The organism is Candidatus Magnetominusculus dajiuhuensis (assembly GCF_046044395.1).
GTDB lineage: Bacteria > Nitrospirota > Thermodesulfovibrionia > Thermodesulfovibrionales > Magnetobacteriaceae > Magnetominusculus > Magnetominusculus dajiuhuensis.
In genome coordinates, this window is sequence record NZ_JBJUSG010000050.1 from 1 (window position 1) to 22,768 (window position 22,768).

The following is a 22,768-nucleotide window of genomic DNA, read 5'->3' on the forward strand; positions in this document are numbered from 1 at the left end:
GGGATGCCCTCGCAGGGAAATCAACGGGTGTAGTTATTTAGACGCTTACGTTGCTGTAGGCCATAAGATATTGGAGGTAATCTACACACTCCTGACCAAGAAAGAACCTTACAACGATCCAAATATAGATTACGAGGCGTTGATGGCAAAACGAAATGCTCCACGCTGGATACGAATGTTAACTAAACTTGGATATGTAAGGAAAAAAGCGTAGAATCATAGCAAAAAAACTGTCAAGAGACGGTAGGGGGAGGTGTGTGCCCTAGCTCCATAGGATTTTCACGGTAAAGCTGGAATCCAGTCCATGAGATTCCGATTGTAATTTTCAAATGCGTTTGCCCTGTATGGCAGCCGCCTTTGAAAATTGCCCAGTCGCCTCCCCTGAACACGCAAGGACTGCCTCCACCGAGGCCATACAGCCCTCCCCGCACAGGCAGAGAGTTCACGGCGTCTCTCTGCCTTTTCCCTGTGTCATATCCCACTGCCTTCCTTTTTTACTTATTTATTATGCAACGGGACACGGGCGTGTTGCCCTATTTTTCAGGCTTTCTTTTCTTTTATATTCTTATCCTTCTCTTGCCTTGCCATAGTGTGCGGGTTTTGTTTTTTTGACCAGTCCTTAGGTGGCAGTATTTCGCTCATCTTATCAAGCTCATTTACCTTTTTCTGCCTCTCGTAAATCCTCACCCATGCGCATTTTATATCTGCGCTTACCTCGCAATTGCCGTCTTTCATGCCGCCGCACGGGCCGTTGAGCAGTCCCTTAGGGCAGTTTGTAATCGGGCAGATGCCGCCGGTCTTGTCAATTATACACTCGCCACACAGGGAGCATCTCTCGTCAAACACCTGAAACCTGGTCATATTGCCCAAAAACATGGTATCGTTTGATGGATAGACCGGTTTATCAGGGAATATCTCCACGCCGGACTGTGTGCCCGCTCCACACGACATTACCACAATTGCGTCTGCGGCGTCACTGGCCTCTTTGTCCTTTTTCAACTCTATTTTTGTGCCAAGCGTCTGGCATCCCGTCTTTGGAATCAGCATCCCCGTAACGGTCTTTCCCTCTTGCTCCAGTTCCTCTTTCATAGCCTTCATGGCGGCCTCATCGCCCGTCCCGCAAAGAGACGCGCACTCAGAACACCCAACCAAAAAGAAACTGTTATATTTTTTGAGGCTCTTCATAAGCTCCTCGTGGGGCTTCCTTTTTGAGATAATCATGTTGTCCTCACTTTGTATTTATTTTACTATTCATTATTATGCTGTTCATTTTACGGTGGCCTTGGCGGCTTCAACGGTATTGTACATGAGCATGGCTATCGTCATAGGCCCCACACCACCCGGAACCGGGGTAATAAAACCCGCCCTCTCCTTTGCCTTTTCAAACTCCACATCACCGGTAAGTTTGCCGTCTTCTTTGACGTTGATACCGATGTCTATAACCGCGGCACCCTCCTTAATCCAGTCGCCCTTGATCATCTCGGCCTTGCCTACCGCGGCGCAGAGGATGTCTGCTCTCAGGCAGGTCTCTTTCAGGTCAGGCGTCCTGCTGTGGCAAATTGTAACAGTGGCGTGCTGCCTTAGAAGCAACAGCGCTATGGGTTTCCCAACGATAACGCTCCTTCCCACTACCACCGCGTGCTTGCCCTTGGGATCAACGCCATAGGCCTCAAGCAGCTTCATACAGCCATGCGGGGTGCACGGCAAAAAGCCCGGCTCATCAAGCACCAGCCTTCCCAGTGAGTCCGGCCCGAAACCGTCAACATCTTTATCCGGTGAGATTGCGTGCATGACTTCCTTTTCGTTCAGGTGTTTGGGCAGGGGAAGCTGGACGAGGATGCCGTGAACCTTAGGGTCATTGTTCAGGTCGTCTATAAGCTTCATAAGCTCTTCCTGCGTGGAATCTTCTGGAATCTTGTTACCCATACTTTTGATTCCCAGCGATTCGCACATCTTTTCCTTGCTTGACACATATTTCTTTGACGCCGGATTCTCACCGACGAGTACAACCGCAAGGCCAGGCACCACACCCTTTGCCTTTAGCGCCTCTACTTCATGCCTTAACGCCTCTGTTATGTCCTTCGCTACCTTCTTTCCATCAATTATAGTTGCTGACACTGAACCCTCCTTGAGATTATTTTTTAATGAGAGCGAGCATTTCCTCTCTGGTTGATTGTTTACTTCTGAATATACCCCGAACTGCTGACGTGACTACCCGTGCGCCGTTTTTCTTTGTGCCACGCATACTCAGGCACAGATGCTCGGCGTCTATAATGACCATAGCGCCCTTTGGCCGGAGTTTTGCCATTATCAAATCAGCAAGCTCCGTAGTCAGCCTCTCCTGCACCTGTAGCCGCCGTGCCAGTATATCCACCACCCTTGCCAGCGACCCAATGCCCACTATCTTACCCGCGGTCGGTATGTAGGCTATGTTTACAAACCCGAAAAAAGGCAGCAGGTGGTGTTCACACATAGAATAAAAACTTATATCCTTAAGCATCACCATCTCCTCGTGAGATTCGCCCTTAATAGGGTGCAATATCTCCTCAATTGAGGTCTCGCGCCCCGAAAGTATCTCCTCGTACATGGCAGAGATACGCTCTGGCGTGCTGCAAAGCCCCGGCCTTGTGATGTCCTCTCCAATCCCCTCAAGAATGAGCCGTATGCCTTCCTCAATCTTTTGCTTATTCAAGCGGCGCTCCCCCCTCTGCAATATAAAACGCCGGAGTCAGTTACAATCATATCCACCCTCACGTCGTGGCTCATAACCGGCACACTCTCAAAAATTTGCTCACCATAGGCAATGGCGGCAAGGACAGGGCGGTGTCTATCACTTCTACCACCAATAAACCTGTCATAGTAGCCGCCGCCGTAGCCGATACGCCCTCCTGTCTTGTCAAACGCGAGGCCCGGCATGACTATAATATCTATGTCATCGGCGCATACCCGCCGCTGCGGACGCGGCTCCGGTATGTCCATATATCCCAGTACGAGTTCCGACAGGTTTCTTACGGCGTATGGCTCAAGCTCACGCGTATTTAGATTAACACGCGGCAGGACGATTGTCTTTTTTATATTCAGCGAGGATTGAATCATATCAAGCGTATTGGGTTCACTCCTGATGGAGGCGAAGAACATGACCATTTTGGCCTTAATAAACTCCTCGGTTTCAAACAAATTATCCTGTATCTCTTTGTCTTTAAGCCTCTTGATTTCGGGGGCGATAGAATCACGCACCCTTACGGCCTCTATTCGCAGCACCATCTTAGCGGCCTGTTCTGTTCCTATCGCAATCATCGCGCGATGGCCTCTTCTATGGATTTTTTTATCATATCGGCCTCAACAACCGCGCTGGGGGCGTGCAGAAACGGCGGGGCGGCGTTTATGTCCGCCTGTACGATGTCAGCGCTAAAGCTGATATATCCGATGAGGTTCATGCCTTCAATATTTTTTTCAATGAAATCTATATCCGCGGTATCCCTTATCTTACTTGCCACGACAAAGACGTGCCTCACACCCAGTGTGTCTGCCATACCTTTGATTGTGCGCGCTGTTTGAAGGCTTCTTGAGCCTGGCTCAACGACGACGATAAAGGCGTCAACCGCCCCTGCGGTCCCGCGCGTGAGATGCTCAATGCCTGCTTCCATGTCAACAATAACCACTATATCGGGGTCTAAGACGATGTGTTTCAGTAGTCGTTTTAAGAACACATTCTCAGGACAGTAACACCCCGACGCCGCCTCTTTGGATTTACCCATAACCAGCAGCTTTATACCATTTATATCAATGCTGCACGCCTCTGGTATGTCATCAACCCGCGGGTTGAGCTTAAAAACGCCCCCCATAGAGCCGGGCTTTGCGCCGGTACGCTCTTCAATCAGCCCGGACATCTCCGCAATCGGCTTAATGTCCTTTATTTGCGCCTGAGAAAGACCTAACGCCGAGGCCAGATTTGCGTCGGGGTCGGCGTCAACGGCAATCACCCTACGTCCGGCACGGGCATATAAATAGCTCAACATTGCCGCAAGAGTGGTTTTCCCCACGCCGCCCTTCCCTGTTATCGCGATTTTCATAAGCTGCAATTATACCAAACGCGATGCGGCTCTGTCAAAGTCGCGGCGGCGATAGGGTCATTATTTACCAGTAACGTTCCACTGTACACCATTAGGTGATACGATATCGGTATAAAGTAACCACGTGCCGTTGAGCTTGACATACATATATCCGTCTGACGCAGCCATAATGCTATCACCATTGGTAAAGGTTACAACATAGTTGCCCTTTCCATCTGTCACCGTATTTCCCGACGGCATTCCGAATCTGCTGCTGTTAGAACCGTACATATAGATTCCAAAAATCGCAATATCGGGGGACACGTAATCGTTTGGACAAAAAGTGATCACATAGTTCACAATACCATTGGTCAGACGGCATGTGTATGTGGAACTGCTGTCATCAAATTGCCACGAGTACACTCCCGGGGCTGAAGTATGCACATTTTGAACGTATTGGAGGGCTTTCGTACCAATTAATGGGTCTGTAGGGGTGGTTAAGTTGCCCCAATAACTGCGCGTACTCGTACTATCCAGTGCCTTGCACACCTCATTGTCATTATACTTTTGTTTCAGAGTGACATTATCAACAACATATGGACTACAACCAAAACCTCCCGCCCAAAAATCAGTGGCGCAACAGTGGTCTGAGAAGGTGGCATTGTCCTGACAGTTATTCGTACTGGTCTGGACATTGCTATTGCTGCAGCATATATTGGCAACTAAAGATGTTGAGGGAGATAGCCCAAGAGCCACTGAAGCATACTGGCATGGGCTATAACAGGAGACATTATCTGGAAGCATCATGTTGTTGGGGCAATCTGGATTTTTAGCGTGTCCCATAGTCTTGCACCAATAAGCTGGGTTACTCAAACCGGGATTGCCCACTTTGGGGTAGTCGAAAGGATATACCGGTGTTACCATAACCGGCACACCGAAGCCGTCAACGTAACTTATATCAAACAAATCTATTGGACCATACACCTTATCAGTATTTATGTCAAGGAATGTCTCAAAGAGGCTTACCGGAGGCTTGCCCGGCTGGGCGCACTTAATCGCGAAGTTGGAATTATTGTCAATACAACCACCTGTAACACAACAATCCTGAGAAGGGTTGGGACATAGCCCGGTAGCATCATTAAAGGTACAACCAGTTCGCGGCCAGATTCTGCCGTTCCATCCGATTCCAAGGGTGCTTACAATAATGGAGTTATTATCCATTTTCCACCCACCGCTTGGGGAATTAGCGTCCTGGCCGAATTGTCCTACCCATACAGGATAACTGCAATTGTTGATATACATTACATAGTGGGGGTTGATATCCGCGTTGCACGGGATGACGTTAAAAACCATCAATGCTATAAAAATTGACCCTAATGCAACCAGACAGGAAAGTATGCGTGTTTTCATTGCTTGTGACCTCCGTAAAACATGTCTATGTTCAGCTCGAATCGGATAAACCAGATTCACCTTATGATTTTTCCACCTGCGCCCTTATCGCTTTTTTTTTATCCTCCTGTACTGCGGACTCCATGATAGGGCCTTGATTGCCGACAGTATCTCACTTTCAGAGCCTACCGCGGCAAGCCCTTGTTTCAGCGCTTCCACGCCAACGGCAAGGGCAACACGTTCTGAAAGCGGCACCGCCTCGCTTAACTCCGGAAGCAACCCTCCCGCCACGTCAGCACTTGCTGGCCGGTAATCACCAAGCGCCTTTGCCCCCGCAATTATCATGCCGTCTGTCACCAGTCTCGCCCCTGAGGCAATCGCGCCGAGGGCTAAGCCCGGGAAAAAGAAGAAATTATTGCACTCCGTTATTGAGTATATCTTCCCGCCATAGGGCACAGGCTCAAACGGGCTTCCCGTGGCTATCACTGCCTTGCCGTCTGTCCATGCGAGGATGTCCGCGGGGATTGCCTCATGCAAAGAGGTGGGGTTAGACAGTGGGAATATGATTGGACGTGCCGTGTGTGCCGCCATATCACGGACAATTCGTTCTGTAAAGGCGCGCGGTTGCTTGGACGTGCCAATTAGTATGGTCGGGTGAACCTGCTTTACGACATCTTCAAGGCCGATTGGCGCAGAGCCGCTCATGTGCCACTGCGACAGCTCCTCACTTGTCCTTGCGTAGGGTCTCTGGCCTGTGGTCACATCCTTTGAGCCTTCATGTATCAGCCCGTTTGTATCAATGAGCCAGAACATCTTTCTGGCGTTCTGCTCAGCAACGCCCTCTTCCATTGCGGCAAGGCATATCATGTCGGCTATTCCGGTGCCCGCCGTGCCAGCCCCAAAGATGACAACCCTCTGAGAGGCAAACCCTGAGCCTATGGCGTTTAGCCCGGCCCTCAGCACCGCCAATGCCACAGCGCCGGTTCCCTGCTGGTCGTCGTTGAATACGCAAGTCTTGCTACGATAACGATCCAATATGGACCTGGCGTTTTCCCTGCCAAAGTCCTCAAAATGTAAAAAGACATTGGGGAGCTTTCTCTTGAGCGTACTGACGAAGTTATCTACGAAATCATCATACTCCTTGCCGGTGAGTCTCTTGCGGCGAATACCGAGGTAAAATGGGTCATTAAGCAGGGCCTCGTTATTTGTTCCCACGTCAAGAAGGATTGGCAGCGTAGTGGCGGGGTCTATCCCCGCGCACAGGCTATAGAGCATGAGCTTTGCAGCGGGAATCTCAGCGCCTCCCACACCCTGGTCCCCAATGCCAAGCACACCTTCCGCGTCTGTAACGCACACCGCGTCCACCCTCTCAAATGGCCGGTTATCGAGGATGGCGTCTATGTCGTCCCTGCGGTCGTATGAGAGATATATCCCGCGCGGGCGGCGGTAGACATGGCTGTAGTTTTCAATTATATCCGCCTCTACGGGGGTATATACGATGGGTATCATTTCGTCGGGGTGATCTTTGAGCAGACGGTAAAAGAGCACTTCGTTGTTATCGCGAATGGCGTTTAGGTAAATGTTTTTTGCCTTTGGGGTCGGCTTTTTATTGTATTGCTCATAGGCCCGCGTAACCTGCTCGTCAAGGGTCTCCACGCGGTCAGGCAGCAGACCTAAAATGCCGAGTTCACGGCGCTCCTCAAGGGTAAAGGCCGTGCCCTTGTTCAAAGAAGGATTGTCCATGAGGGCTTGACCGCTTAAACTGGTTTCAATGGCCGGGGCAAGGCTCTTTTCTTTCATCGTTGTTCTCCATTGTTCAGCAACAGATTACACCTCTGCAAGGCAAAGGCAGACAGATAACACGGGTTGCTATTAGCTCTTTATTTACAATAATATATAATGAATGAAGGAAATCTATAAAGTCAACTAAATTAAGGAGGTAAACACATGGAGAATCAACATACAGGCAGCACCGGTACGCGCGTTGAGACCGATAGCATGGGGGAGATAGCCGTCCCCGCTGAGCATTACTGGGGCGCTCAGACGCAGCGCTCACTCATACACTTTTCCATAGGGCACGACCTCATCCCCATTGAGGTTATCCACGCCTTCGGGATACTCAAAAAGGCCGCCGCGATGTCAAACACTGAACTTGCTCTGCTTCCCTCAGATAAGGCAGCACTTATAATCAAGGCCGCCGAGGAGGTAATAGAGGGGAAACTTGACGGGCACTTTCCTCTTAGGGTGTGGCAGACAGGAAGCGGCACACAGAGCAACATGAACGTAAACGAGGTTATCTCAAACCGCGCCATTGAACTTGCCGGTGGGCGTATGGGCACTAAGGACCCCATACATCCCAACGACCATGTCAATAAATCCCAGTCCTCAAACGATACATTTCCCACAGCGATGCACATAGCCGCCGCCACCGCCATAACAAGCAAGCTGATACCGGCCATAAAGACGCTTCGCGACGCGCTGGATAAAAAAGCCGTCGAATTCGCAGACATCGTCAAAATAGGCCGCACCCACCTGCAGGACGCCGTCCCGCTGACGGTGGGGCAGGAGTTCTCCGGCTATGTCGCACAGCTTGACCATGCGCTGAAGGGCCTCGGCAATGCGCTGCCGGGGCTGTATGAGCTTGCCGCCGGAGGGACAGCCGTCGGAACTGGCCTTAACACGCACCCTAAGTTTGCAGAGGCCGTGGCCGCGCATATCGCCGCACTCACGGGGCTTCCCTTTGTGACCGCGCCGAATAAGTTTGCCGCCCTGGCCTCACATGACGCGATTGTGGCGGCAAGCGGGGCAATGAGGACATTGGCGACCTCTCTGATGAAGATAGCAAATGACATCAGGTGGCTTGGCAGCGGCCCGCGCTGCGGCCTTGGGGAGCTAATCCTGCCAGCCAACGAGCCAGGCTCTTCAATAATGCCGGGAAAGGTCAACCCCACGCAGTGCGAGGCAATGACTATGGTGTGCGTACAGGTGATGGGCAACGACACGGCCATCGGCATAGCCGGCTCTCAGGGGAATTTTGAGCTGAATGTCTTTAAGCCTGTTATGATATTTAATCTGCTGCACTCGGTGAACATCCTTGTGGGGGCGTGTGGGAGTTTTGAGGAATTCCTTGTCAGGGGGATTAAGGTTGACGAGGGGCGTATTAAATCCTATGTCGAGCGCTCACTCATGCTTGTGACCGCCTTAAGTCCGGTAATTGGCTATGATAAGTGCGCGAAGTTGGCCCATAAGGCCCTTGATGACAATATGACGCTTCGTGAGGCGTGTACTTCGCTTGGGTTTCTTACTGGTGAGGAATTCGACAAACACGTGCGGCCAGAGGCAATGACCGGCCCGAAGCTGTCCTCATAAGAGGGGCCTGGATAGCTCCGGGTGATATTAAACTACCGGCAATTGTCGGCGGTGAACAATTTCCTCCTGAAATAGAGGGCCACTGTGACCATCCCTATCATTACCGGCACCTCTACCAGCGGGCCTATGACCGCCGCGAAGGCCTCTGAGGAGTTTATTCCAAAGACGGCTACCGCCACCGCAATAGCCAATTCAAAGTTATTACTTGCCGCCGTAAACGCCAGCGTCACCGTCTTATCGTACCGCATTTTATATCTCATCCCCATATAGAATGATACGAAAAACATTACAGCAAAATATATCAGGAGCGGCAACGCTATGCGCATCACATCATAGGGCAGCGTTATGATTTTGTCTCCCTTCAGCGAGAACATCACCACTATTGTAAAGAGCAAAAAAACCAGCGTCAATGGGCTTATTCGCGGTATGAACTGCTCATTATACCAACGCGGGCCTTTTAATCGTAAAAAGATGTATCTGGTAGTAAAACCCGCCGCAAACGGTATCCCCAAATAGATGAGTACGCTCTTTGCTATTTGCGCTATGGATATATCAACCACAGCCCCCTTTAACCCAAACCACTCAGGGAGCACCGTGATAAATATCCATGCGTAAAGAGGATAAAACAGTATCTGAAATATCGAATTAAACGCCGTCAGGCCAGCGGCATAGTCGGGGTCTCCTTCGGCTAAATCGTTCCAGACGATTACCATCGCAATGCACCTGGCAAGGCCTATCATTATCAGCCCAACCATGTAGTGAGGGAGGTCGCTTAATAACAATATCGCCAGAAAAAACATCAGCACAGGCCCAATAGCCCAGTTTTGTATCAACGACAAGATGAGCACACGCCTGTCCTTAAACACCAACCCCAGCTCCTCATACCTGACCTTGGCCAGAGGGGGATACATCATGAGAATCAGCCCCAGAGCTATTGGGATTGACGTCGTGCCAACCTGCATACTGGCCGCCAGCTCTTTAACCCGCGGCACAAAATACCCTGTACCTACACCGAGGGCCATTGCCAGAAATATCCACAGCGTCAGGTATCTGTCCAGTACCGAAAGTCTCTTTCTCATTAACAGCCCCCCGCCTTTCTGTAATTTTCAAGCCTGTAACGGTCATCGCCGTTTGAGTATCTCTCGCAGATAGAGATAATCAGGAATCTGTTGAACAAATCTCCCGCCTCAAGGCTGTAATAAACCCACTTTCCATCTTTTCTGTCTCTTATCAGCCCGGCCTCTTTCAATGTGGATAGATGGAAGGAGACCTTTGGTTGGCTCATATCCAGTGCGGCCGTTATGTCACAGACACACAGCTCCCCCATCTCAAGCAGCTTGATTATTCGCAACCTTGTCTCGTCCGAGAGCGCCCCAAATAGCTTTACCATCTTATGTCGGCCCCATGAGCCACTGCTCTATCTTTCTCCGGATGTCGTCTCTTACTTTTCTGGTTTTATCAAGTTTCTCCTCATGTGTGCCAGTAAAACCTGACGGGTCGTCAAAGCTCCAGTGGAGCCTCTTCCCTCCATCGGGAAACACAGGGCAGCGCTCAGCACTTGCCCCGTCGCAGACCGTTACAACGTAATCATATGTAATGCCGGAGTTTATTCGGCTCTCAACGCTTTGGGTCTGTTTTGTTGAAATATCAATGCCGATTTCTCTCAGCACCTCAACCGCGAGGGGATTTAACACACCGGGGTCAAGCCCTGCGCTCTCCGTCTCGAAACGCCCACCGCCAAGTCTTCGTAACAGCTCCTCTGCCATCTGGCTTCGCGCACTGTTATGGATACATACGAATAGCACCCTTTGCGTTTTATGTCCCTCCTGCCTTTCCATTTTATGCCCTCCTGTATAAATATATTGTTATATGATATATGATGTTGTAACATAAAATCAATACTACATATAAAATATTTTATATATGAGGCCGAAGCAATCCCACGGCGTGAGGCCATCTGCTAAATCATTGCGAGGGCTTTGATGTTTAAACGCCGACTGATTCTTTTGCCGGGGCGTCAGACTTTGTCGTATCAGGCGTTGTCGGGGCGTCAGGCTTTGCACTGTCAGGCGTTGTCGTTTCGGATTTTGTTTCGGGCGTCTTATCACCTTTTGTTTCGGTGCTGGCCGAGGGTTTTTCGCTCGTCATAGAGGTTTGTCTGTCTTTTGATGGGTAATCGGTTACGTACCATCCACTCCCCTTGAGTATAAAGGATGTTGAGGATATGAGTTTTCTCAGTTGTCCTCCACATTTCGGACACTCTATAAGCGGGGCGTCAGTGATTTTTTGCGCCGCTTCCATGGCCTCACCACACTGATTACACTTGTATTCATAGATAGGCATCTACACAATCCTCCTTGCTTTATACGGGTAGTATAACTCATAGGACACTTCGAGGTCAACACGCGCACGCCGTGGAAGGAATTGTCATGGTGTGTGTGGCTGTCTTGACAAGTGATAGAGTGGTTTTGCTATGTTATAAAAGTCATGCGCCAGGGGGATAAAGACGGTATTAAGACGGCTATTGGGGTTATCGCCCTTATTTGGGCGGCCCTTGTGTTTCAGGGTTGTAACAAATCAAGGAATTTTGATACGGCGCAATTCAGAGGGGATATATTTCAGGTAAACAGTGCGTCGTTTAAGGAGAAAACACCGGCATTTTACGCACACACGGACGCGGCAAAGGAGATATTTTTTTTTGTGGTCAAGGTAGACGGCCAGATGTATTCCTATTTCGACATATGCAACTCGTGCAAGCAGCATAACCGGGGCTATAGGGCAGACAAGTCATCTCTTGAGTGCAGAAACTGCCAGATAGAGATACCCTACGAGGACCTGAAAACAGGAATCGGCGGTTGCTATCCAATCCCCATTGCGGGAAAGGAAGAAAATGGTATATACTCCATTCCCCTTTCAGAAATCCTGAAGGGACGGCAGTTTTTTCCATAACTTTTTTTGATAGAGATATAAAAAATATTGCTATTCTCAATAGAGAAAATGTATTATTATGCTGATAGGTATTGCATATAGAACAATTACTGTTCTAATGTTTAGTAATGTATTATTACGTTGATGGGTATTACATATAGAACAATTACTGTTCTAATGTTTAGTATGGAATGGAGGTATTTATGTCACAGAAAAAGGCGGGCGAGGGTGCGACAGGCGATACAGGACGGTACGTGTCACCATTTGAAAATCGTCGAAGCTCAATCGTAAACACGGAGGACATCTTTGATGGTTATAGCGTTCTTGATGGCGATCCTGATCCTCTGAAATACTATCAGACTGACAAAGGTAGGGCGGAATTGGAGGCTATGCGTAAGTCTTCAAAGCAAAGGCGCGAGGGATAGACAATAGTGCTGTCTACTAAATCAAGCCACGGCGGGACGAGTGGCAGGGATAATCGTGATGTAGGTGATTTTGCCAAAATTGGCGAGGGGATAATCCTAACATTTTATAACGTAAGGCCGGCAATGGAGTCGCTGTTAGAGCAGAATGTTACCAGCATGTTAGAAGAACCCCTCGCAGGGGAAGATGTACAAAGATGCTATAGGACGCGAATGCTTTACCATACGCGCGAAGGGGAGAGATGTGCGCTACAAAGAGGTGGTGACGCAGCTCAAGATTGGGAGATTGACTCGCACTATAACAATCTCTTCAGATTTAGATATTATTCAATTTGGGGAAACTATGATATACTCTCAATTGCACTCGTGAACGATTTCCATATTCTCAATTTCCTGAACCGTTCCCAAGAGGTTCAGTTTCACAGGAGCATATTTGGCCACCTCTATAAGATAAACGCGGATGATATAATAGACGGGAACGTCGAAAATTCTTTCTTAATAGACCCTTCTATAATATTCAGCGACGATTTCTATTTTAAATATCCATTAATTGGTATTTGTCAACTACAAATTAATATTCTCCAGGCATGTAGAGGCTGGTGTGCCTCTAAGAGAGCACTGATCAACTATATATATGACAAGTTTAAAGATAATCTTTTTTACGTGGAGAACGAACACCTTAGCAGTAATACCAAATTGTTAATAATGGACAGTTATGGATGGGACGACTTAGTTATATTGATCTTCTCGGATAGTTATTCTACGATACATTCTATTGTGAAGTGGTTAAGAAGTATTTTAATTAAGGATGTTCAAGGACAGTGTAACTCTCGATGTAAGAAAGATAACGGCTGCAATACTATAGACGGTGTGTTGAGCAAAGCATTAAAAAAGCTCAGTGAAAAAGATGGTTCAACGCGTAATAAAAAGGACTCAGCGGACTTTGGCTTTGATCAATGCCATTTGTTATTGAATACTATTGTTCACGTTGGATACACGCGGGCTATTGATAAGGCTATTAAACATGCTGTTGATGAGAATAATAATCAACTTATTGATTTACGACACTATAGACCTTTACGACACTATAGACCTTTACGGCGCTATAGACCTTTACAGCGCTATCGAACTTTACGACACTATAGTATATTAGAAGAAGATATAACTATGGCTGTAAATTTTCATATAAAGCCAGGCCATCAAAAAAACACATTACAAATACTTGAGGATACTCTCAAAGTTCATAGCAGCATAGACGCGAACATAAAAACAATCTGTAATGAACAGACTTTCGTACAGGATTCAGAGGATTTCAATTCGTATAATAATATATTTGGACAGAAGGACATCCAGGTTTATATGAATCTTAATGGTTCCTCTCTTAAAGATTATATTATCTGGTTAACTAGGTTTAAACGCAAGAATGCTCAGGAACATGTTGTTCGAATAGAGTCTGAAGTTTGTATCAGGAATAATTATAAATTACAAACAGCTTCCGACGACCACTTATATTGGCACTATATTTTAACCGATATCTATAATACGCATACTGGTGACATCGTTAAAGTCGAGGATAAATTAAGTACACTCGGTGTAGCAAAGCACTTAAAGTTTAGTCTGGTAAATACAATCAACGATTTTTATTTAGTGCTTTTTGATAGAGAAACATTTAGCTCATTCATCGGTTATTATGATACAGTAAGATATATTATTGACAAGATTATGACCTGTGAAGATGATAAAAAAGAAAATTTAGTACAAAGGCTACGTGACTGGTTAACAACTTTTAACACTACGTTTAACACACGGTTTCGCGCATGCAGAAAAACGCATGAAATTTCAGATATAAATTCTGAATATAAAGGCAACAGCCTTCAAATACTCAACATTGTTGATTCGCTTATAAATTCCATCTGCAGATTGAATAGAGTTTTTTGCGATGATTTGCAAAGCCGTCCTCATGGAGATAGGATTAAAACAAATGATAGATTAGGTTTTGCTCACATAGGCGTAGAACGTGGCATATCTATATTATCAGCTTATGGCATACCAATGATACACCTTAATATGCTGCAAATATTTCAACCCGAAAGCCTTGTTGTTTTGATACATGAATGCACACATTCTTTTATCGCTGATTGGATTACAAAAATTAATGAGGTCGCTCATAATGAAACTCGGATGCCTTCTAAAGATCCTTTAAAGGATCGTGCTAATGAATATTTTAATTTGTATATAGGCAAGAACAAAGTTAAGAGAACAAGTGATATAGAAAAAGGGTGGATTGGGCACGCTGTTGACCTATCAGAAGAAATACTCTGTGATTATATGATGCTGACAATTGGTTTTGACAATAATTTCCACGATTATTCCAAATATATGTTTGGAATCATAGCGTCTCAACCGGATGATATCTACCCATATTCAAAAATATTTAATGTGATAGCTCTTAATATAGCTAAGTTTGTTCTGGTTGAGGAATTAAATCTATCATATGATAATGATTATAGGCCTGAAAATAATACACTCATGAAAATTATGAATGCTGCCGATATGCATGCCGATAAGGAAGAGGATGGTGTTCTTAATCATATTGATATCGAAAGCGATATCCAGGGGAAGATCAATGATCATATCATTAAATTAGATGATATTTTCGATGAAAAGGATGGATATCATTTAAAATATCTCAGCGACTTTGACTCGATTAATTCTACGCATTTAATATTTGCGGTGCAACTTTACCTGAGATTTATCACAGAACCATTGGATGGATCGGGATATAGTATTTTTACTGCACTTAAGAGTATCACAGATACTATACGGAACTTTAATGATAAGTATAATGGAAAGAAGGGAAGTATTGACGATATTCAGAGTAGTATATTATCAGGGAAAATAGACAACATTGATGGTGACAAAGGATTGCCTTTTGGCCCATTCAGAATAATATACGCCTTAATAAAAATACTCCTTGAGGACATTGATGAGAGTTTTCCAGTTTTGAAAAGAGATGGCAGCGGAAAAATAGATTATACAAAAGCAAATAAGGTAAAAAAGGCCGGACGTGTCCATATAGATACTACACCGGGTGGATTTTATATTACTAATCCTAAATTTAAGGGACAAATATTTACCGCAAGAAATGTAGTCCTTAAATCATGTCACGATTTTATGCTGAAAAATTATTTGGATATGTTTTGCGATATACTTAAAGAAAAGGTAAAATAAATCCTAAAATAGAAGGAGAACTTATATGAGAAGCGATGGAGAATTATCATTACCACCACTCAAGAGTTTTGGAAGCATCACTGAAATAAAGAAGGAGTGTATGGACGCAGTAAACGAAGCTGGTTTTGCTTTGTACAGTATTATAGTCTACGATGACCCTCTTTTAGGAGTAGGAGCAGTTCTCAACGATACGCGATATTTGCGTCAGATAGATCCAATTACTGGAATGCACCAGCGTATTTATTTCATTCCAGATGAGTTGAATTACTTAACTGTTGAGAAAGAGAATGGTTTATCCCACGATGAAAGAAAAGCTCTGATCGGCATAATGGAAAATGGAGGGGACACTCTATCGAACAATAATTTAACAGTTAAAGCAGTATTTGAACTTGGCGATAGTGTTGCGTCACCGTTTATAATATATTTTCTGGTAGTGAAGGATGAAGAGCTGGTTCGTTACTATGTATGCAAGCTAAATGGTCAGGTTAGTAGAGATAACGCTTATGTAGAGCTGAAATCATTCCTCGGAAATGCAGCAAAAGCCCTTGATAAAATATATAAGGAAGAAGGTAATGAACTAAATAGTAATCAACTATGGTGCAGGTTTGGACAAGAGTTAGAGTTATATAAAATAAAAGGTGCTATCACGGATGTAAAGGAATTTATAAAGAAAAATTGGTCAGGAATATTAGGTTTACTGATATCCCTATGTAAATAGAGATCCTACATGATGCATATAAGCGGTAGAAATCCCAACAATAGCTGAAACATGTTTATAGAAGTGATTGATTGGCTTGTTTTCAACCCATGAGGCCGTCTCGGTTGATAAGTCTGCCCTGTCGTAGTTATCGTTGCGCGGGTACTTGCTTTCCTGTATTTGCCATAGTTCGGGGTCAGTGCCGTTGGCCTTTCTTCTGTACGCTGTTAAAAACCTTCACTGGCGGTGACTGCCCCAAAAGCAGCAGCCGTATGTGCTCATCAAGTTTTGCAATACTGCCAGCAATCTCAGCAAAACTTGACAATTCATGGTGATTTGTGAAAGAATTCAAATAGCGGTGTGTGTAACGGTGCTGCATGTCAGTGTTTACAGCCTGGCAGACAATGCCTCTTCACAGGGGGATTCAGATAGAGGGATTTTATTATAATTGCGGTTTTAAGGAGGAAATCAAATGGTAAAGTTAGAAGAGATTACATCGTTTGTGTCGTCGTTTATAGACAAGTATTTTGGGCCTGAGACGATATGGCCCGGCATCACCGAAGAGGTGCGCAAGGCAGGTCTAAAGGTTGTTGATATAGCACAATCTGTCTATGATACCTCGGTGAAGGCAATATCGGGGCAATGTGAAAAATCCAATACCGGTGTGCAGAGCACTGATGAGCAGCGATGCCACTGCCACACGGCGAAAGAGACTACACAACCAGAGATTTCACAAAAAGTAGACGACGCCACCCCAATGGTTGACATACCAAAAGCTGAAACGCTCAAGGTGGAAGAGCCAGCTCGCAAGACCACCGACGCACCCACACCCGGCAACGCCGATACCGTAAAACCACCGGCACGCAAGCCGCGCGCGAAGAGAGACCCCGGCACCGACGCCACAAGGACTAAATCCACCGAACCTAAAGCGGCCAGAACGAGGAAGCCTAAGACCTAATCTTCCTTGTCTTTGATGGAGATGTCCTTTTTGATGGAAATGTCCTTAACGAAGTCGGCACAACGCATGTCTTTGCCGCTTATGAGGAATTTTTTCTTGCAATCTCCCCTCCACGCGCATACGCTGCAGATGGTATCGGTTTCAGCCATTTGCGGCTGCCCTGTTGTGCGTCATGTTTTTGCACCCCTCATTTTATAACCTCTCAGAAAGAATAGACTTGATTTCGTCTTTGCTAAGCCTTATAGGGCTCTCTTTATTTGACGCGGCGGCGGCAAGTTTCTCCAGATGATATTGCTTTATGCCAAATTCGCCAAGTCTCCGCATTTTCAATGTCTCTGTCCAGTGGCTAAGTTTTTCCATCAGGGCATCAAGGGCAGGGTCTACCGCCGCGTCGCCGGTTATCAATGAGCCGATATCAGCATATTTTTGGAGGGCTGCCGGGCCAGTGGCCCTCAGGGCTGCGATATTGGCCCTCGTTGCCGTCCCTACCATCGTCCCGCAAATGACCCCGTGGGGTATGTCAAAACAGGCACCTACCGTGGACGCCAGCCCGTGGACAACCCCAAGCCCCGCGTTTGCAAGCGTTATCCCCGATATTGCCGCCGCATATGACATCGCGCTTTTGGCTTTAATATCCTTTGTGTTTACCGCCGCCTCCAGATTTTCTATGACAAGCCTGAGTGCCCCAATGGCAAGTGAATCGGTCATAGGCGAGGCCGACACCGACACGTATGACTCCATGAGCTGCGTAAAGGCATCCATTGCACAGGCCGCCGCCACATCAGGCGGGCATGACAGCGTAAGCTCAGGGTCTATCAGAGCTATGTCGGGGACGAAATTGTCGTGGCGCAGGGATTTCTTAAACCCATCAGCCCCAACACGGCTTAGGACGGCGTTTTTCGTTGCCTCGCTCCCCGTCCCGGATGTTGTTGGCACCGCGGTGAAAGGGATTTTAATGCCGCTGTGTGCCGCCTTTGCTCCAACGCCTTCAAGGTAATTAAAAACACCTTCACCAAGGGGAAGCATTGCCGATATGGCCTTTGCGCCGTCTATCACGCTGCCGCCGCCTATGCCCACAACGGAGTCAATGCCACGACCGCCAAACAGGGAAACCGCGGCGTCAACCATCTCAGGCGAAGGCTCACCGGTTATTTGAAATATATAGTACTTAATTCCATCTTTTCGCAGCGAACTCAGCAGATTATCAAGCCTGCCCGCGCTCTTTAACGATGACCCTCCGGTTACGATTAGCGCCGTCTTGCCTGGTCTGAAGACGAGCTTGGGAAGCGTACTAAACACCCCCGCGCCAAAGTATATCGCCGGAGTCCTGGCAAAATTAAAGGTCTGCGGGATTACCACTGTGACCTGTCCACCGGACATATTACCTTGTGCGGCGTGCCTTTACGGGGTCTGGCCATCATTGGGCCGACCGTGTCTTTCCATTTATTGTAGTGAGGGGTTTCCTTATGCGCCTTTGAGGCGTCCCCGGATTCGTATGCCTCATAGAGGAGAAATTGTGTAGGGTCTGCGGCGCTCTGAAGGATGTCGAATCTCATATTGCCAGGCTCTTTAACCGACGCCTCATGGTTTTCCCTGACAGCCTCAATAAACGCGTCTATATGTTCAGGTTTAACATGTACCTCAACCACCGTGACTATCATATTCATAAACCTCCTCGCCCATTATATCAATGCGGCGGTGGATATTTCAATCTGTGGGTCATAATTGTCACAGCAAAGTAGAAATGTCCTATCCGGTTAATAATAATAGCTCATATCCGGTTAAGATATCCAGCCCAAATACAGCAATTCTCGATGAAGGTAAAGATAGCACTGGTATTGTGCATAGCATGTCTGTAAATATAGTAAGTATGTAGTTATAGGGATGTGATATTGGATAGATTCCCTTTGAGAATGTTTTTTTCAATGAGGATAGGGGTCAATTTTATTTGATGAACTGCTAAAAAACAAATGCTATCATTCCTGCATCTGCTGCTTGCGTTATGCAAGCAATTTTGATACCTCTTGACACCTGATGATACGAAATGATACCTTACAATTAACACCAAATCAACAAGTTACAGCATGGGAGTGCATGGGGTTCTGGTGTCCCTCCCGGACTTCAAATCCGGTGTTTCCTGCCAAAAGCGGGAAGGGTGGGTTCGATTCCCACACGCTCCCGCCAAGATATTATTAAATATCAAGGACTTAATCTCTCGTACCCCTCAAAAAAAACCGTCACCATGCCGTCACCAGCCTTTTTTGATATAACTATGCGGCCAATTTTGCAAATCTTAACAGGCGATTTTGCAAAAATTCCTTATTCCGTCAATATCCTGGTGTTTTCACCTAAACCAACCAGCCTCCATATCAATAATTCCTGATGAACAGCTCCACCACCTCTTTCTTGTGACTCATGTTGCATGTGGTTTCGACCTCCTCTATGGTAAACTCGCTGTAGAGCTGCCTTATATAGTCAACATTGTTTATGGACATGATACACTTGCCCTGTATCACCGCCAACACGTCTCTTAGTTTTTCAAAATCATCACGGTAGAAGGTATTCTTACCGTAATCAGTCTCATTCCCATAATAAGGAGGGGAAGATGGAGAAAGACATATTAAAAAAATCGGCAGCGTACTTTGCGAAGAAGTCGCAGCGAGGTGCGCGATGATAGAGAAATTGCGGCTCCGGTATCCAGTGCCTTTTCTTAAGCGGGTATTGAAAGTATCAGCCATTGGATATTACGCATGGCATGACAGGTAACCCTCGATGCGCGCAAAAGAGGATACTCCACCGGAGATATATATACTGACGGCGCACAAGCAGACAAGGGGTACAGATGAGCCTGAGAGTCTGAATATATCTTCATATTTGACAGATGCCGTGGCGGGTATGTAAATATATTTGAAAATAATGTTAATATAGACGGAGGTTGGCAGTGGGTTGTACTGTGGAACGGCCGGTGTGGTGGAATTGGCAGACGCGACGGACTCAAAATCCGTTGAAGGCAACTTCGTGGGGGTTCGACTCCCCCCACCGGCATCCAGTAAATACGCCGGTTTCCAGAGATTCAGCCACTTACTTTACCATCCTTAAATTTCCGACTGTGCCCGTAATTGTGCCCAACTGTGCCTGAAGGGTGTCCTCTTTCTCTTGCAGCATACCGGATACCTTCATAGACGCATTGATTAAGTCGTCTTCATTGACGATGTTGTAGCGGTCAAACACTGAACGGGTTTTATGTCCGCTTATCTTCATGGCTATTTTCTCTGGTATCAAGGCATGTGTCATGTTCCGTACCGCTGACCGCCTCAAGTCGTGGAATATAAACCGACGTGTTAGCCCTGCATTCTTAATGGCAGCTTCCCACGCACCCCTGAAATCCTTAATCGGCTTTCCTTCCCTGAAAAACACGTAAGGGCATTCAGGGTACATAGAATCCCTCAGCTTCCTCTGTTGCAAGATAACCTCGTATAGTTCGCCGACTAATGGCACAACTCTTGAGTCGTTGTTTTTTGTAGTTCCGGCATCGAGCGTTATCTTCTTTTCAAAAACATTGGTCTGCATCCACTGCAATGAAAGAATTTCACCAATTCTTAGACCTGTGTAATAACCTATAACAAAAACTGGTCTAAGATAGTCCGGCAACGCTTCCCTCATTCTCAGAAACTCGTCATGTTCAAAGAATCCAGTACGCACGTTGTTTTCCTTGAGCATGGGGATATACGGTATTTGGTGCACCTTTGGAGGCGTCTGCTTTGCTCCTATGGAAAACATCCTCTTTAGCGCCGCAAGTTCTCTATTGATAGTTGCGTTGGTTAATCCTTCCTTCTGCCTTGAGACAACATAAGTCTTGACCTTGTCGCTTGTGATTTCGATTGCCTTAAACCCTTCAAAGTATCGCGTGAGATTTCTAACGCTAAGCTCCGCCCTATCGAGTGATTTCCTGCCATTCATTTTATAATCAGACAGGAAGCCCTCAGCAAGCTCTTCAAAGCGGATACGCTCAACCCTTAAACCTGTAAACTTGCCCTCAGCTATAGTGCCTTCTCGAAGTTTCAGTAGTCTTTTGGCTTCGCCTTCTTTTGACGAATTAGAACTTTCACGATAAGACTTACCGCTTCGATAATACTTAATCCAGTAAACATCTCCTCGTTTATAAATACTGCCCATGCTAACCTCCTTTTTCATTTTCGTTTTCGTGCCCTTTGTTTATTGTCTCACCTCCTTTTAATTCCAAGTATTTAAGGGCTAAATGCAGGAATTTTGGAATCTCCCGTACACCGCGCTCCCATCGGGAAACGGTAATGGGGATTACGCTCAGCGCCTTTGCCAGCGTTACTTGAGTATAGCCGTTATCAGCACGCCATTTTTTAAGCTCTTTCGGTGTCATATCCTTATAATAAGCCATTGGCTTACATTTGTCAAGAGAAATTTTTATAATTAATAAGAATATGTTGTTTTATTTCGCTCAATCCACAAATCCATATCGTTTACATCTAAGAGGATACGCCGCCCGTCCCTGATACAGGCTATCTTACCAGCCCATATCATTTCGCGGATAGACCATACAGTACGGCCTAAATATTCTGAGGCTTCCCGTATGGAATACAGACGTTTCTTAACCCGCTCCGACGGATTCTTTATCCGTTGCGTCTTCATAGACCCTCTTGATACCTTGCTTCACAGATGGCTGTGCCCGAATTGTGCCTAAGATATTGATTCAATTTATCTCCTATTTGCATATCACGTAATTACCGCCCAGTGTGTCTGACACGCTTGACCACCGCCAGACCTGCGATATTGCGCCGCTGGCGGTTTTTATCGGCAAGCGCCATTTATTTACTCCGTATTTGCTGCCTTCCTTTCCTTATAGTAATCCAGCTGCTCAAGATAACTCCGATTGCTATCGAATAACCAGTTCCCGTCGTCCGGCACTGTCTCAGGTTTAGGTAATGTCGGCAAATCAACATCAAAGTTAGCAATCTCATTTGCAATGTCTTGACGTTGTGTTTTTATCTCAGCATAAACAGACTCAAGTGCTTCCTCAATCATTTCGATTACCTCGTCAATCTTAGGACGGTGATATTCTATGATTGAATCAGCCTCGTTTTTTTAATTCCTGTTCCCTTGCCTTATAGTGTTCTATCCTCTCACTATACCGCATTTGAATCCTTCTATCAGCTTCTTTCTTAGCTGACTGTACCTTGTCAACGAGTTCCACATCATAAAACTGCATGATATTGTCTTCAATAATTTTGCCAAGCTCCTCAGGGTGGAGTGCCTCAAGCGCGTCCAGTTCAACTGCTCCCTCCCCATGAATGGCCTCAAAGTTGCCCTTCCGTTTGTCAGTTTCTTTGATAGGGATTTTAGGTAAGCTGTAGTATGCCACTTGTTCACTCGTTAAAATCACTGGATTTAATTTTATATCCTCTGTTATCAGCCCCTTTTCAACATATTCGTTAATAAAGAACTCGATATTCCTTGCCACTTGAACCGGCATTGACATGCCCGCTGGGTCAAAATCAGACACATATAGTATTCTGCATGGTTTCCGAATCTTGCTTATACGCTCCAGCAATAAGATAATACTAGTTATTGACATATACCCCAGCCCTGTAACGTAATTACAAGACAGTTGTTTGCATTTCGGGATAAGAATATCCCCTATAACCGACATAGAGAAGCGAAAAGAGTTAAAAGCCCCCGTGCTTTAAGG

The 22,768-nt window shown here is 46.3% G+C and carries 27 protein-coding genes, 2 tRNA genes and 1 pseudogene; 9 read left to right on the forward strand and 21 right to left on the reverse strand.

Features of this window, described 5'->3' with window-relative positions:
* A pseudogene (locus tag AB7D94_RS08425) lies at positions 1 to 214 on the forward strand (hypothetical protein); the annotation flags it as partial.
* Between the two features lie 326 nt (positions 215 to 540).
* Here the strand turns inward: AB7D94_RS08425 and AB7D94_RS08430 are convergent.
* The 7 genes from AB7D94_RS08430 to AB7D94_RS08460 all read right to left on the reverse strand — a co-directional run bounded on the left by AB7D94_RS08430 (position 541) and on the right by AB7D94_RS08460 (position 7,241).
* The gene (locus tag AB7D94_RS08430; protein WP_420265352.1) at positions 541 to 1,221 is read right to left on the reverse strand and encodes a methylenetetrahydrofolate reductase C-terminal domain-containing protein; all 681 of its coding nucleotides are present in this window, start codon (positions 1,219 to 1,221) and stop codon (positions 541 to 543) included.
* A 45-nt stretch (positions 1,222 to 1,266) separates the two neighbouring features.
* Positions 1,267 to 2,118 carry a bifunctional methylenetetrahydrofolate dehydrogenase/methenyltetrahydrofolate cyclohydrolase FolD gene (folD, locus tag AB7D94_RS08435; RefSeq protein WP_420265353.1) on the reverse strand — a complete coding sequence of 284 codons (852 nt, stop codon included), beginning with the start codon at positions 2,116 to 2,118 and terminating at the stop codon, positions 1,267 to 1,269.
* Between the two features lie 16 nt (positions 2,119 to 2,134).
* Positions 2,135 to 2,692, reverse strand: coding sequence for a GTP cyclohydrolase I FolE (folE, locus tag AB7D94_RS08440; RefSeq protein ID WP_420265354.1), 558 nt, complete (start codon positions 2,690 to 2,692; stop codon positions 2,135 to 2,137).
* Positions 2,689 to 3,297 carry a 5-formyltetrahydrofolate cyclo-ligase gene (locus AB7D94_RS08445; protein WP_420265355.1) on the reverse strand — a complete coding sequence of 203 codons (609 nt, stop codon included), beginning with the start codon at positions 3,295 to 3,297 and terminating at the stop codon, positions 2,689 to 2,691. Before AB7D94_RS08445 ends, folE begins: the two co-directional genes overlap by 4 nt.
* Positions 3,294 to 4,073 carry a carbon monoxide dehydrogenase accessory protein CooC gene (locus AB7D94_RS08450; RefSeq protein ID WP_420265356.1) on the reverse strand — a complete coding sequence of 260 codons (780 nt, stop codon included), beginning with the start codon at positions 4,071 to 4,073 and terminating at the stop codon, positions 3,294 to 3,296. The genes AB7D94_RS08445 and AB7D94_RS08450 overlap by 4 nt, the downstream gene beginning before the upstream one ends.
* A gap of 60 nt (positions 4,074 to 4,133) precedes the next feature.
* The gene (locus AB7D94_RS08455; protein ID WP_420265357.1) at positions 4,134 to 5,462 is read right to left on the reverse strand and encodes a thaumatin family protein; all 1,329 of its coding nucleotides are present in this window, start codon (positions 5,460 to 5,462) and stop codon (positions 4,134 to 4,136) included.
* Between the two features lie 84 nt (positions 5,463 to 5,546).
* Positions 5,547 to 7,241 carry an NAD-dependent malic enzyme gene (locus tag AB7D94_RS08460; protein WP_420265358.1) on the reverse strand — a complete coding sequence of 565 codons (1,695 nt, stop codon included), beginning with the start codon at positions 7,239 to 7,241 and terminating at the stop codon, positions 5,547 to 5,549.
* Positions 7,242 to 7,388: 147 nt separating this feature from the next.
* Here AB7D94_RS08460 and fumC point away from each other — a divergent pair, with 147 nt between their 5' ends.
* Positions 7,389 to 8,810, forward strand: coding sequence for a class II fumarate hydratase (gene fumC, locus AB7D94_RS08465; RefSeq protein WP_420265359.1), 1,422 nt, complete (start codon positions 7,389 to 7,391; stop codon positions 8,808 to 8,810).
* A gap of 32 nt (positions 8,811 to 8,842) precedes the next feature.
* Here the strand turns inward: fumC and arsB are convergent, their stop codons facing one another.
* From arsB to AB7D94_RS08485, 4 genes are all read right to left on the reverse strand, one after another.
* Positions 8,843 to 9,889 (reverse strand): ACR3 family arsenite efflux transporter, encoded by a 1,047-nt coding sequence (gene arsB / locus AB7D94_RS08470; RefSeq protein ID WP_420265360.1) that lies wholly within the window; start codon positions 9,887 to 9,889, stop codon positions 8,843 to 8,845.
* Positions 9,889 to 10,200, reverse strand: a complete 312-nt coding sequence (locus AB7D94_RS08475; RefSeq protein ID WP_420265361.1) for an ArsR/SmtB family transcription factor — start codon at positions 10,198 to 10,200, stop codon at positions 9,889 to 9,891. Before AB7D94_RS08475 ends, arsB begins: the two co-directional genes overlap by 1 nt.
* Position 10,201: 1 nt before the next feature.
* Positions 10,202 to 10,648 carry an arsenate reductase ArsC gene (locus AB7D94_RS08480; RefSeq protein WP_420265362.1) on the reverse strand — a complete coding sequence of 149 codons (447 nt, stop codon included), beginning with the start codon at positions 10,646 to 10,648 and terminating at the stop codon, positions 10,202 to 10,204.
* 148 nt (positions 10,649 to 10,796) lie between these two features.
* On the reverse strand, positions 10,797 to 11,153 hold the full coding sequence (locus AB7D94_RS08485; RefSeq protein WP_420265363.1) for an FmdB family zinc ribbon protein: 357 nt from the start codon (positions 11,151 to 11,153) through the stop codon (positions 10,797 to 10,799).
* Between the two features lie 111 nt (positions 11,154 to 11,264).
* Here AB7D94_RS08485 and AB7D94_RS08490 point away from each other — a divergent pair, with 111 nt between their 5' ends.
* The 4 genes from AB7D94_RS08490 (at position 11,265) to AB7D94_RS08505 (ending at position 16,109) form a co-directional block, all read left to right on the forward strand.
* Positions 11,265 to 11,759 carry a Fe-S-containing protein gene (locus AB7D94_RS08490; RefSeq protein ID WP_420265364.1) on the forward strand — a complete coding sequence of 165 codons (495 nt, stop codon included), beginning with the start codon at positions 11,265 to 11,267 and terminating at the stop codon, positions 11,757 to 11,759.
* A 182-nt stretch (positions 11,760 to 11,941) separates the two neighbouring features.
* Positions 11,942 to 12,163 carry a hypothetical protein gene (locus AB7D94_RS08495; RefSeq protein WP_420265365.1) on the forward strand — a complete coding sequence of 74 codons (222 nt, stop codon included), beginning with the start codon at positions 11,942 to 11,944 and terminating at the stop codon, positions 12,161 to 12,163.
* 774 nt (positions 12,164 to 12,937) lie between these two features.
* The gene (locus AB7D94_RS08500) at positions 12,938 to 15,391 is read left to right on the forward strand and encodes a hypothetical protein (protein WP_420265367.1); all 2,454 of its coding nucleotides are present in this window, start codon (positions 12,938 to 12,940) and stop codon (positions 15,389 to 15,391) included.
* A 25-nt stretch (positions 15,392 to 15,416) separates the two neighbouring features.
* Entirely contained in the window at positions 15,417 to 16,109 is a 693-nt protein-coding gene (locus tag AB7D94_RS08505; RefSeq protein ID WP_420265369.1) for a hypothetical protein, read from the forward strand.
* Between the two features lie 175 nt (positions 16,110 to 16,284).
* Here the strand turns inward: AB7D94_RS08505 and AB7D94_RS08510 are convergent, their stop codons facing one another.
* A complete protein-coding gene (locus AB7D94_RS08510; protein WP_420265370.1) occupies positions 16,285 to 16,467 on the reverse strand; it encodes a hypothetical protein in 183 nt (60 codons plus the stop codon).
* A gap of 93 nt (positions 16,468 to 16,560) precedes the next feature.
* Between AB7D94_RS08510 and AB7D94_RS08515 the strand changes: the two genes are divergently transcribed.
* Positions 16,561 to 17,046: a hypothetical protein gene (locus tag AB7D94_RS08515; protein ID WP_420265371.1), complete on the forward strand. Its 486-nt coding sequence runs from the start codon at positions 16,561 to 16,563 to the stop codon at positions 17,044 to 17,046.
* On the opposite strand, the gene AB7D94_RS08520 is transcribed toward AB7D94_RS08515, so the two are convergent.
* The 3 genes from AB7D94_RS08520 to AB7D94_RS08530 are packed head-to-tail and all read right to left on the reverse strand — an operon-like array spanning position 17,043 to position 18,707.
* A complete protein-coding gene (locus AB7D94_RS08520; protein WP_420265372.1) occupies positions 17,043 to 17,195 on the reverse strand; it encodes a hypothetical protein in 153 nt (50 codons plus the stop codon). The two genes, AB7D94_RS08515 and AB7D94_RS08520, sit on opposite strands and share 4 nt — an antisense overlap.
* Positions 17,196 to 17,238: 43 nt before the next feature.
* Positions 17,239 to 18,426: an iron-containing alcohol dehydrogenase gene (locus AB7D94_RS08525; protein WP_420265373.1), complete on the reverse strand. Its 1,188-nt coding sequence runs from the start codon at positions 18,424 to 18,426 to the stop codon at positions 17,239 to 17,241.
* Positions 18,399 to 18,707 carry an antibiotic biosynthesis monooxygenase gene (locus AB7D94_RS08530; protein WP_420265374.1) on the reverse strand — a complete coding sequence of 103 codons (309 nt, stop codon included), beginning with the start codon at positions 18,705 to 18,707 and terminating at the stop codon, positions 18,399 to 18,401. The genes AB7D94_RS08525 and AB7D94_RS08530 overlap by 28 nt, the downstream gene beginning before the upstream one ends.
* Before the next feature lie 425 nt (positions 18,708 to 19,132).
* Between AB7D94_RS08530 and AB7D94_RS08535 the strand changes: the two genes are divergently transcribed.
* Positions 19,133 to 19,230: transfer RNA gene (locus AB7D94_RS08535), tRNA-Sec, on the forward strand.
* Positions 19,231 to 19,415: 185 nt separating this feature from the next.
* On the opposite strand, the gene AB7D94_RS08540 is transcribed toward AB7D94_RS08535, so the two are convergent.
* Positions 19,416 to 19,784: a DNA adenine methylase gene (locus AB7D94_RS08540; protein ID WP_420265375.1), complete on the reverse strand. Its 369-nt coding sequence runs from the start codon at positions 19,782 to 19,784 to the stop codon at positions 19,416 to 19,418.
* 223 nt (positions 19,785 to 20,007) lie between these two features.
* Between AB7D94_RS08540 and AB7D94_RS08545 the strand changes: the two genes are divergently transcribed.
* A tRNA-Leu gene (locus AB7D94_RS08545) sits at positions 20,008 to 20,091 on the forward strand.
* 36 nt (positions 20,092 to 20,127) lie between these two features.
* On the opposite strand, the gene AB7D94_RS08550 is transcribed toward AB7D94_RS08545, so the two are convergent.
* From AB7D94_RS08550 to AB7D94_RS08570, 5 genes are all read right to left on the reverse strand, one after another.
* Positions 20,128 to 21,222: a tyrosine-type recombinase/integrase gene (locus AB7D94_RS08550; protein WP_420265377.1), complete on the reverse strand. Its 1,095-nt coding sequence runs from the start codon at positions 21,220 to 21,222 to the stop codon at positions 20,128 to 20,130.
* Position 21,223: 1 nt separating this feature from the next.
* Complete coding sequence (locus AB7D94_RS08555) at positions 21,224 to 21,442, reverse strand: helix-turn-helix domain-containing protein (protein WP_420265378.1); 219 nt, start codon at positions 21,440 to 21,442, stop codon at positions 21,224 to 21,226.
* A gap of 50 nt (positions 21,443 to 21,492) precedes the next feature.
* Entirely contained in the window at positions 21,493 to 21,711 is a 219-nt protein-coding gene (locus AB7D94_RS08560; protein ID WP_420265379.1) for a helix-turn-helix domain-containing protein, read from the reverse strand.
* 180 nt (positions 21,712 to 21,891) lie between these two features.
* On the reverse strand, positions 21,892 to 22,104 hold the full coding sequence (locus AB7D94_RS08565) for a hypothetical protein (RefSeq protein ID WP_420265380.1): 213 nt from the start codon (positions 22,102 to 22,104) through the stop codon (positions 21,892 to 21,894).
* Between the two features lie 46 nt (positions 22,105 to 22,150).
* A complete protein-coding gene (locus AB7D94_RS08570; RefSeq protein WP_420265381.1) occupies positions 22,151 to 22,552 on the reverse strand; it encodes a hypothetical protein in 402 nt (133 codons plus the stop codon).
* Positions 22,553 to 22,768: the final 216 nt, after the last annotated feature.

Bases quoted from the DNA above. Each gene is read 5' to 3' on its own strand.
- AB7D94_RS08430 (WP_420265352.1), bottom strand. From the start codon at position 1,221: ATGATTATCTCAAAAAGGAAGCCCCACGAGGAGCTTATGAAGAGCCTC.
- AB7D94_RS08445 (WP_420265355.1), bottom strand. From the start codon at position 3,297: ATGATTGCGATAGGAACAGAACAGGCCGCTAAGATGGTGCTGCGAATA.
- AB7D94_RS08450 (WP_420265356.1), bottom strand. From the start codon at position 4,073: ATGAAAATCGCGATAACAGGGAAGGGCGGCGTGGGGAAAACCACTCTT.
- AB7D94_RS08455 (WP_420265357.1), bottom strand. From the start codon at position 5,462: ATGAAAACACGCATACTTTCCTGTCTGGTTGCATTAGGGTCAATTTTT.
- AB7D94_RS08460 (WP_420265358.1), bottom strand. From the start codon at position 7,241: ATGAAAGAAAAGAGCCTTGCCCCGGCCATTGAAACCAGTTTAAGCGGT.
- fumC (WP_420265359.1), top strand. From the start codon at position 7,389: ATGGAGAATCAACATACAGGCAGCACCGGTACGCGCGTTGAGACCGAT.
- arsB (WP_420265360.1), bottom strand. From the start codon at position 9,889: ATGAGAAAGAGACTTTCGGTACTGGACAGATACCTGACGCTGTGGATA.
- AB7D94_RS08475 (WP_420265361.1), bottom strand. From the start codon at position 10,200: ATGGTAAAGCTATTTGGGGCGCTCTCGGACGAGACAAGGTTGCGAATA.
- AB7D94_RS08480 (WP_420265362.1), bottom strand. From the start codon at position 10,648: ATGGAAAGGCAGGAGGGACATAAAACGCAAAGGGTGCTATTCGTATGT.
- AB7D94_RS08485 (WP_420265363.1), bottom strand. From the start codon at position 11,153: ATGCCTATCTATGAATACAAGTGTAATCAGTGTGGTGAGGCCATGGAA.
- AB7D94_RS08495 (WP_420265365.1), top strand. From the start codon at position 11,942: ATGTCACAGAAAAAGGCGGGCGAGGGTGCGACAGGCGATACAGGACGG.
- AB7D94_RS08505 (WP_420265369.1), top strand. From the start codon at position 15,417: ATGAGAAGCGATGGAGAATTATCATTACCACCACTCAAGAGTTTTGGA.
- AB7D94_RS08510 (WP_420265370.1), bottom strand. From the start codon at position 16,467: ATGCAGCACCGTTACACACACCGCTATTTGAATTCTTTCACAAATCAC.
- AB7D94_RS08515 (WP_420265371.1), top strand. From the start codon at position 16,561: ATGGTAAAGTTAGAAGAGATTACATCGTTTGTGTCGTCGTTTATAGAC.
- AB7D94_RS08520 (WP_420265372.1), bottom strand. From the start codon at position 17,195: ATGGCTGAAACCGATACCATCTGCAGCGTATGCGCGTGGAGGGGAGAT.
- AB7D94_RS08525 (WP_420265373.1), bottom strand. From the start codon at position 18,426: ATGTCCGGTGGACAGGTCACAGTGGTAATCCCGCAGACCTTTAATTTT.
- AB7D94_RS08530 (WP_420265374.1), bottom strand. From the start codon at position 18,707: ATGATAGTCACGGTGGTTGAGGTACATGTTAAACCTGAACATATAGAC.
- AB7D94_RS08540 (WP_420265375.1), bottom strand. From the start codon at position 19,784: ATGGCTGATACTTTCAATACCCGCTTAAGAAAAGGCACTGGATACCGG.
- AB7D94_RS08550 (WP_420265377.1), bottom strand. From the start codon at position 21,222: ATGGGCAGTATTTATAAACGAGGAGATGTTTACTGGATTAAGTATTAT.
- AB7D94_RS08555 (WP_420265378.1), bottom strand. From the start codon at position 21,442: ATGACACCGAAAGAGCTTAAAAAATGGCGTGCTGATAACGGCTATACT.
- AB7D94_RS08560 (WP_420265379.1), bottom strand. From the start codon at position 21,711: ATGAAGACGCAACGGATAAAGAATCCGTCGGAGCGGGTTAAGAAACGT.
- AB7D94_RS08565 (WP_420265380.1), bottom strand. From the start codon at position 22,104: ATGATTGAGGAAGCACTTGAGTCTGTTTATGCTGAGATAAAAACACAA.
- AB7D94_RS08570 (WP_420265381.1), bottom strand. From the start codon at position 22,552: ATGCCGGTTCAAGTGGCAAGGAATATCGAGTTCTTTATTAACGAATAT.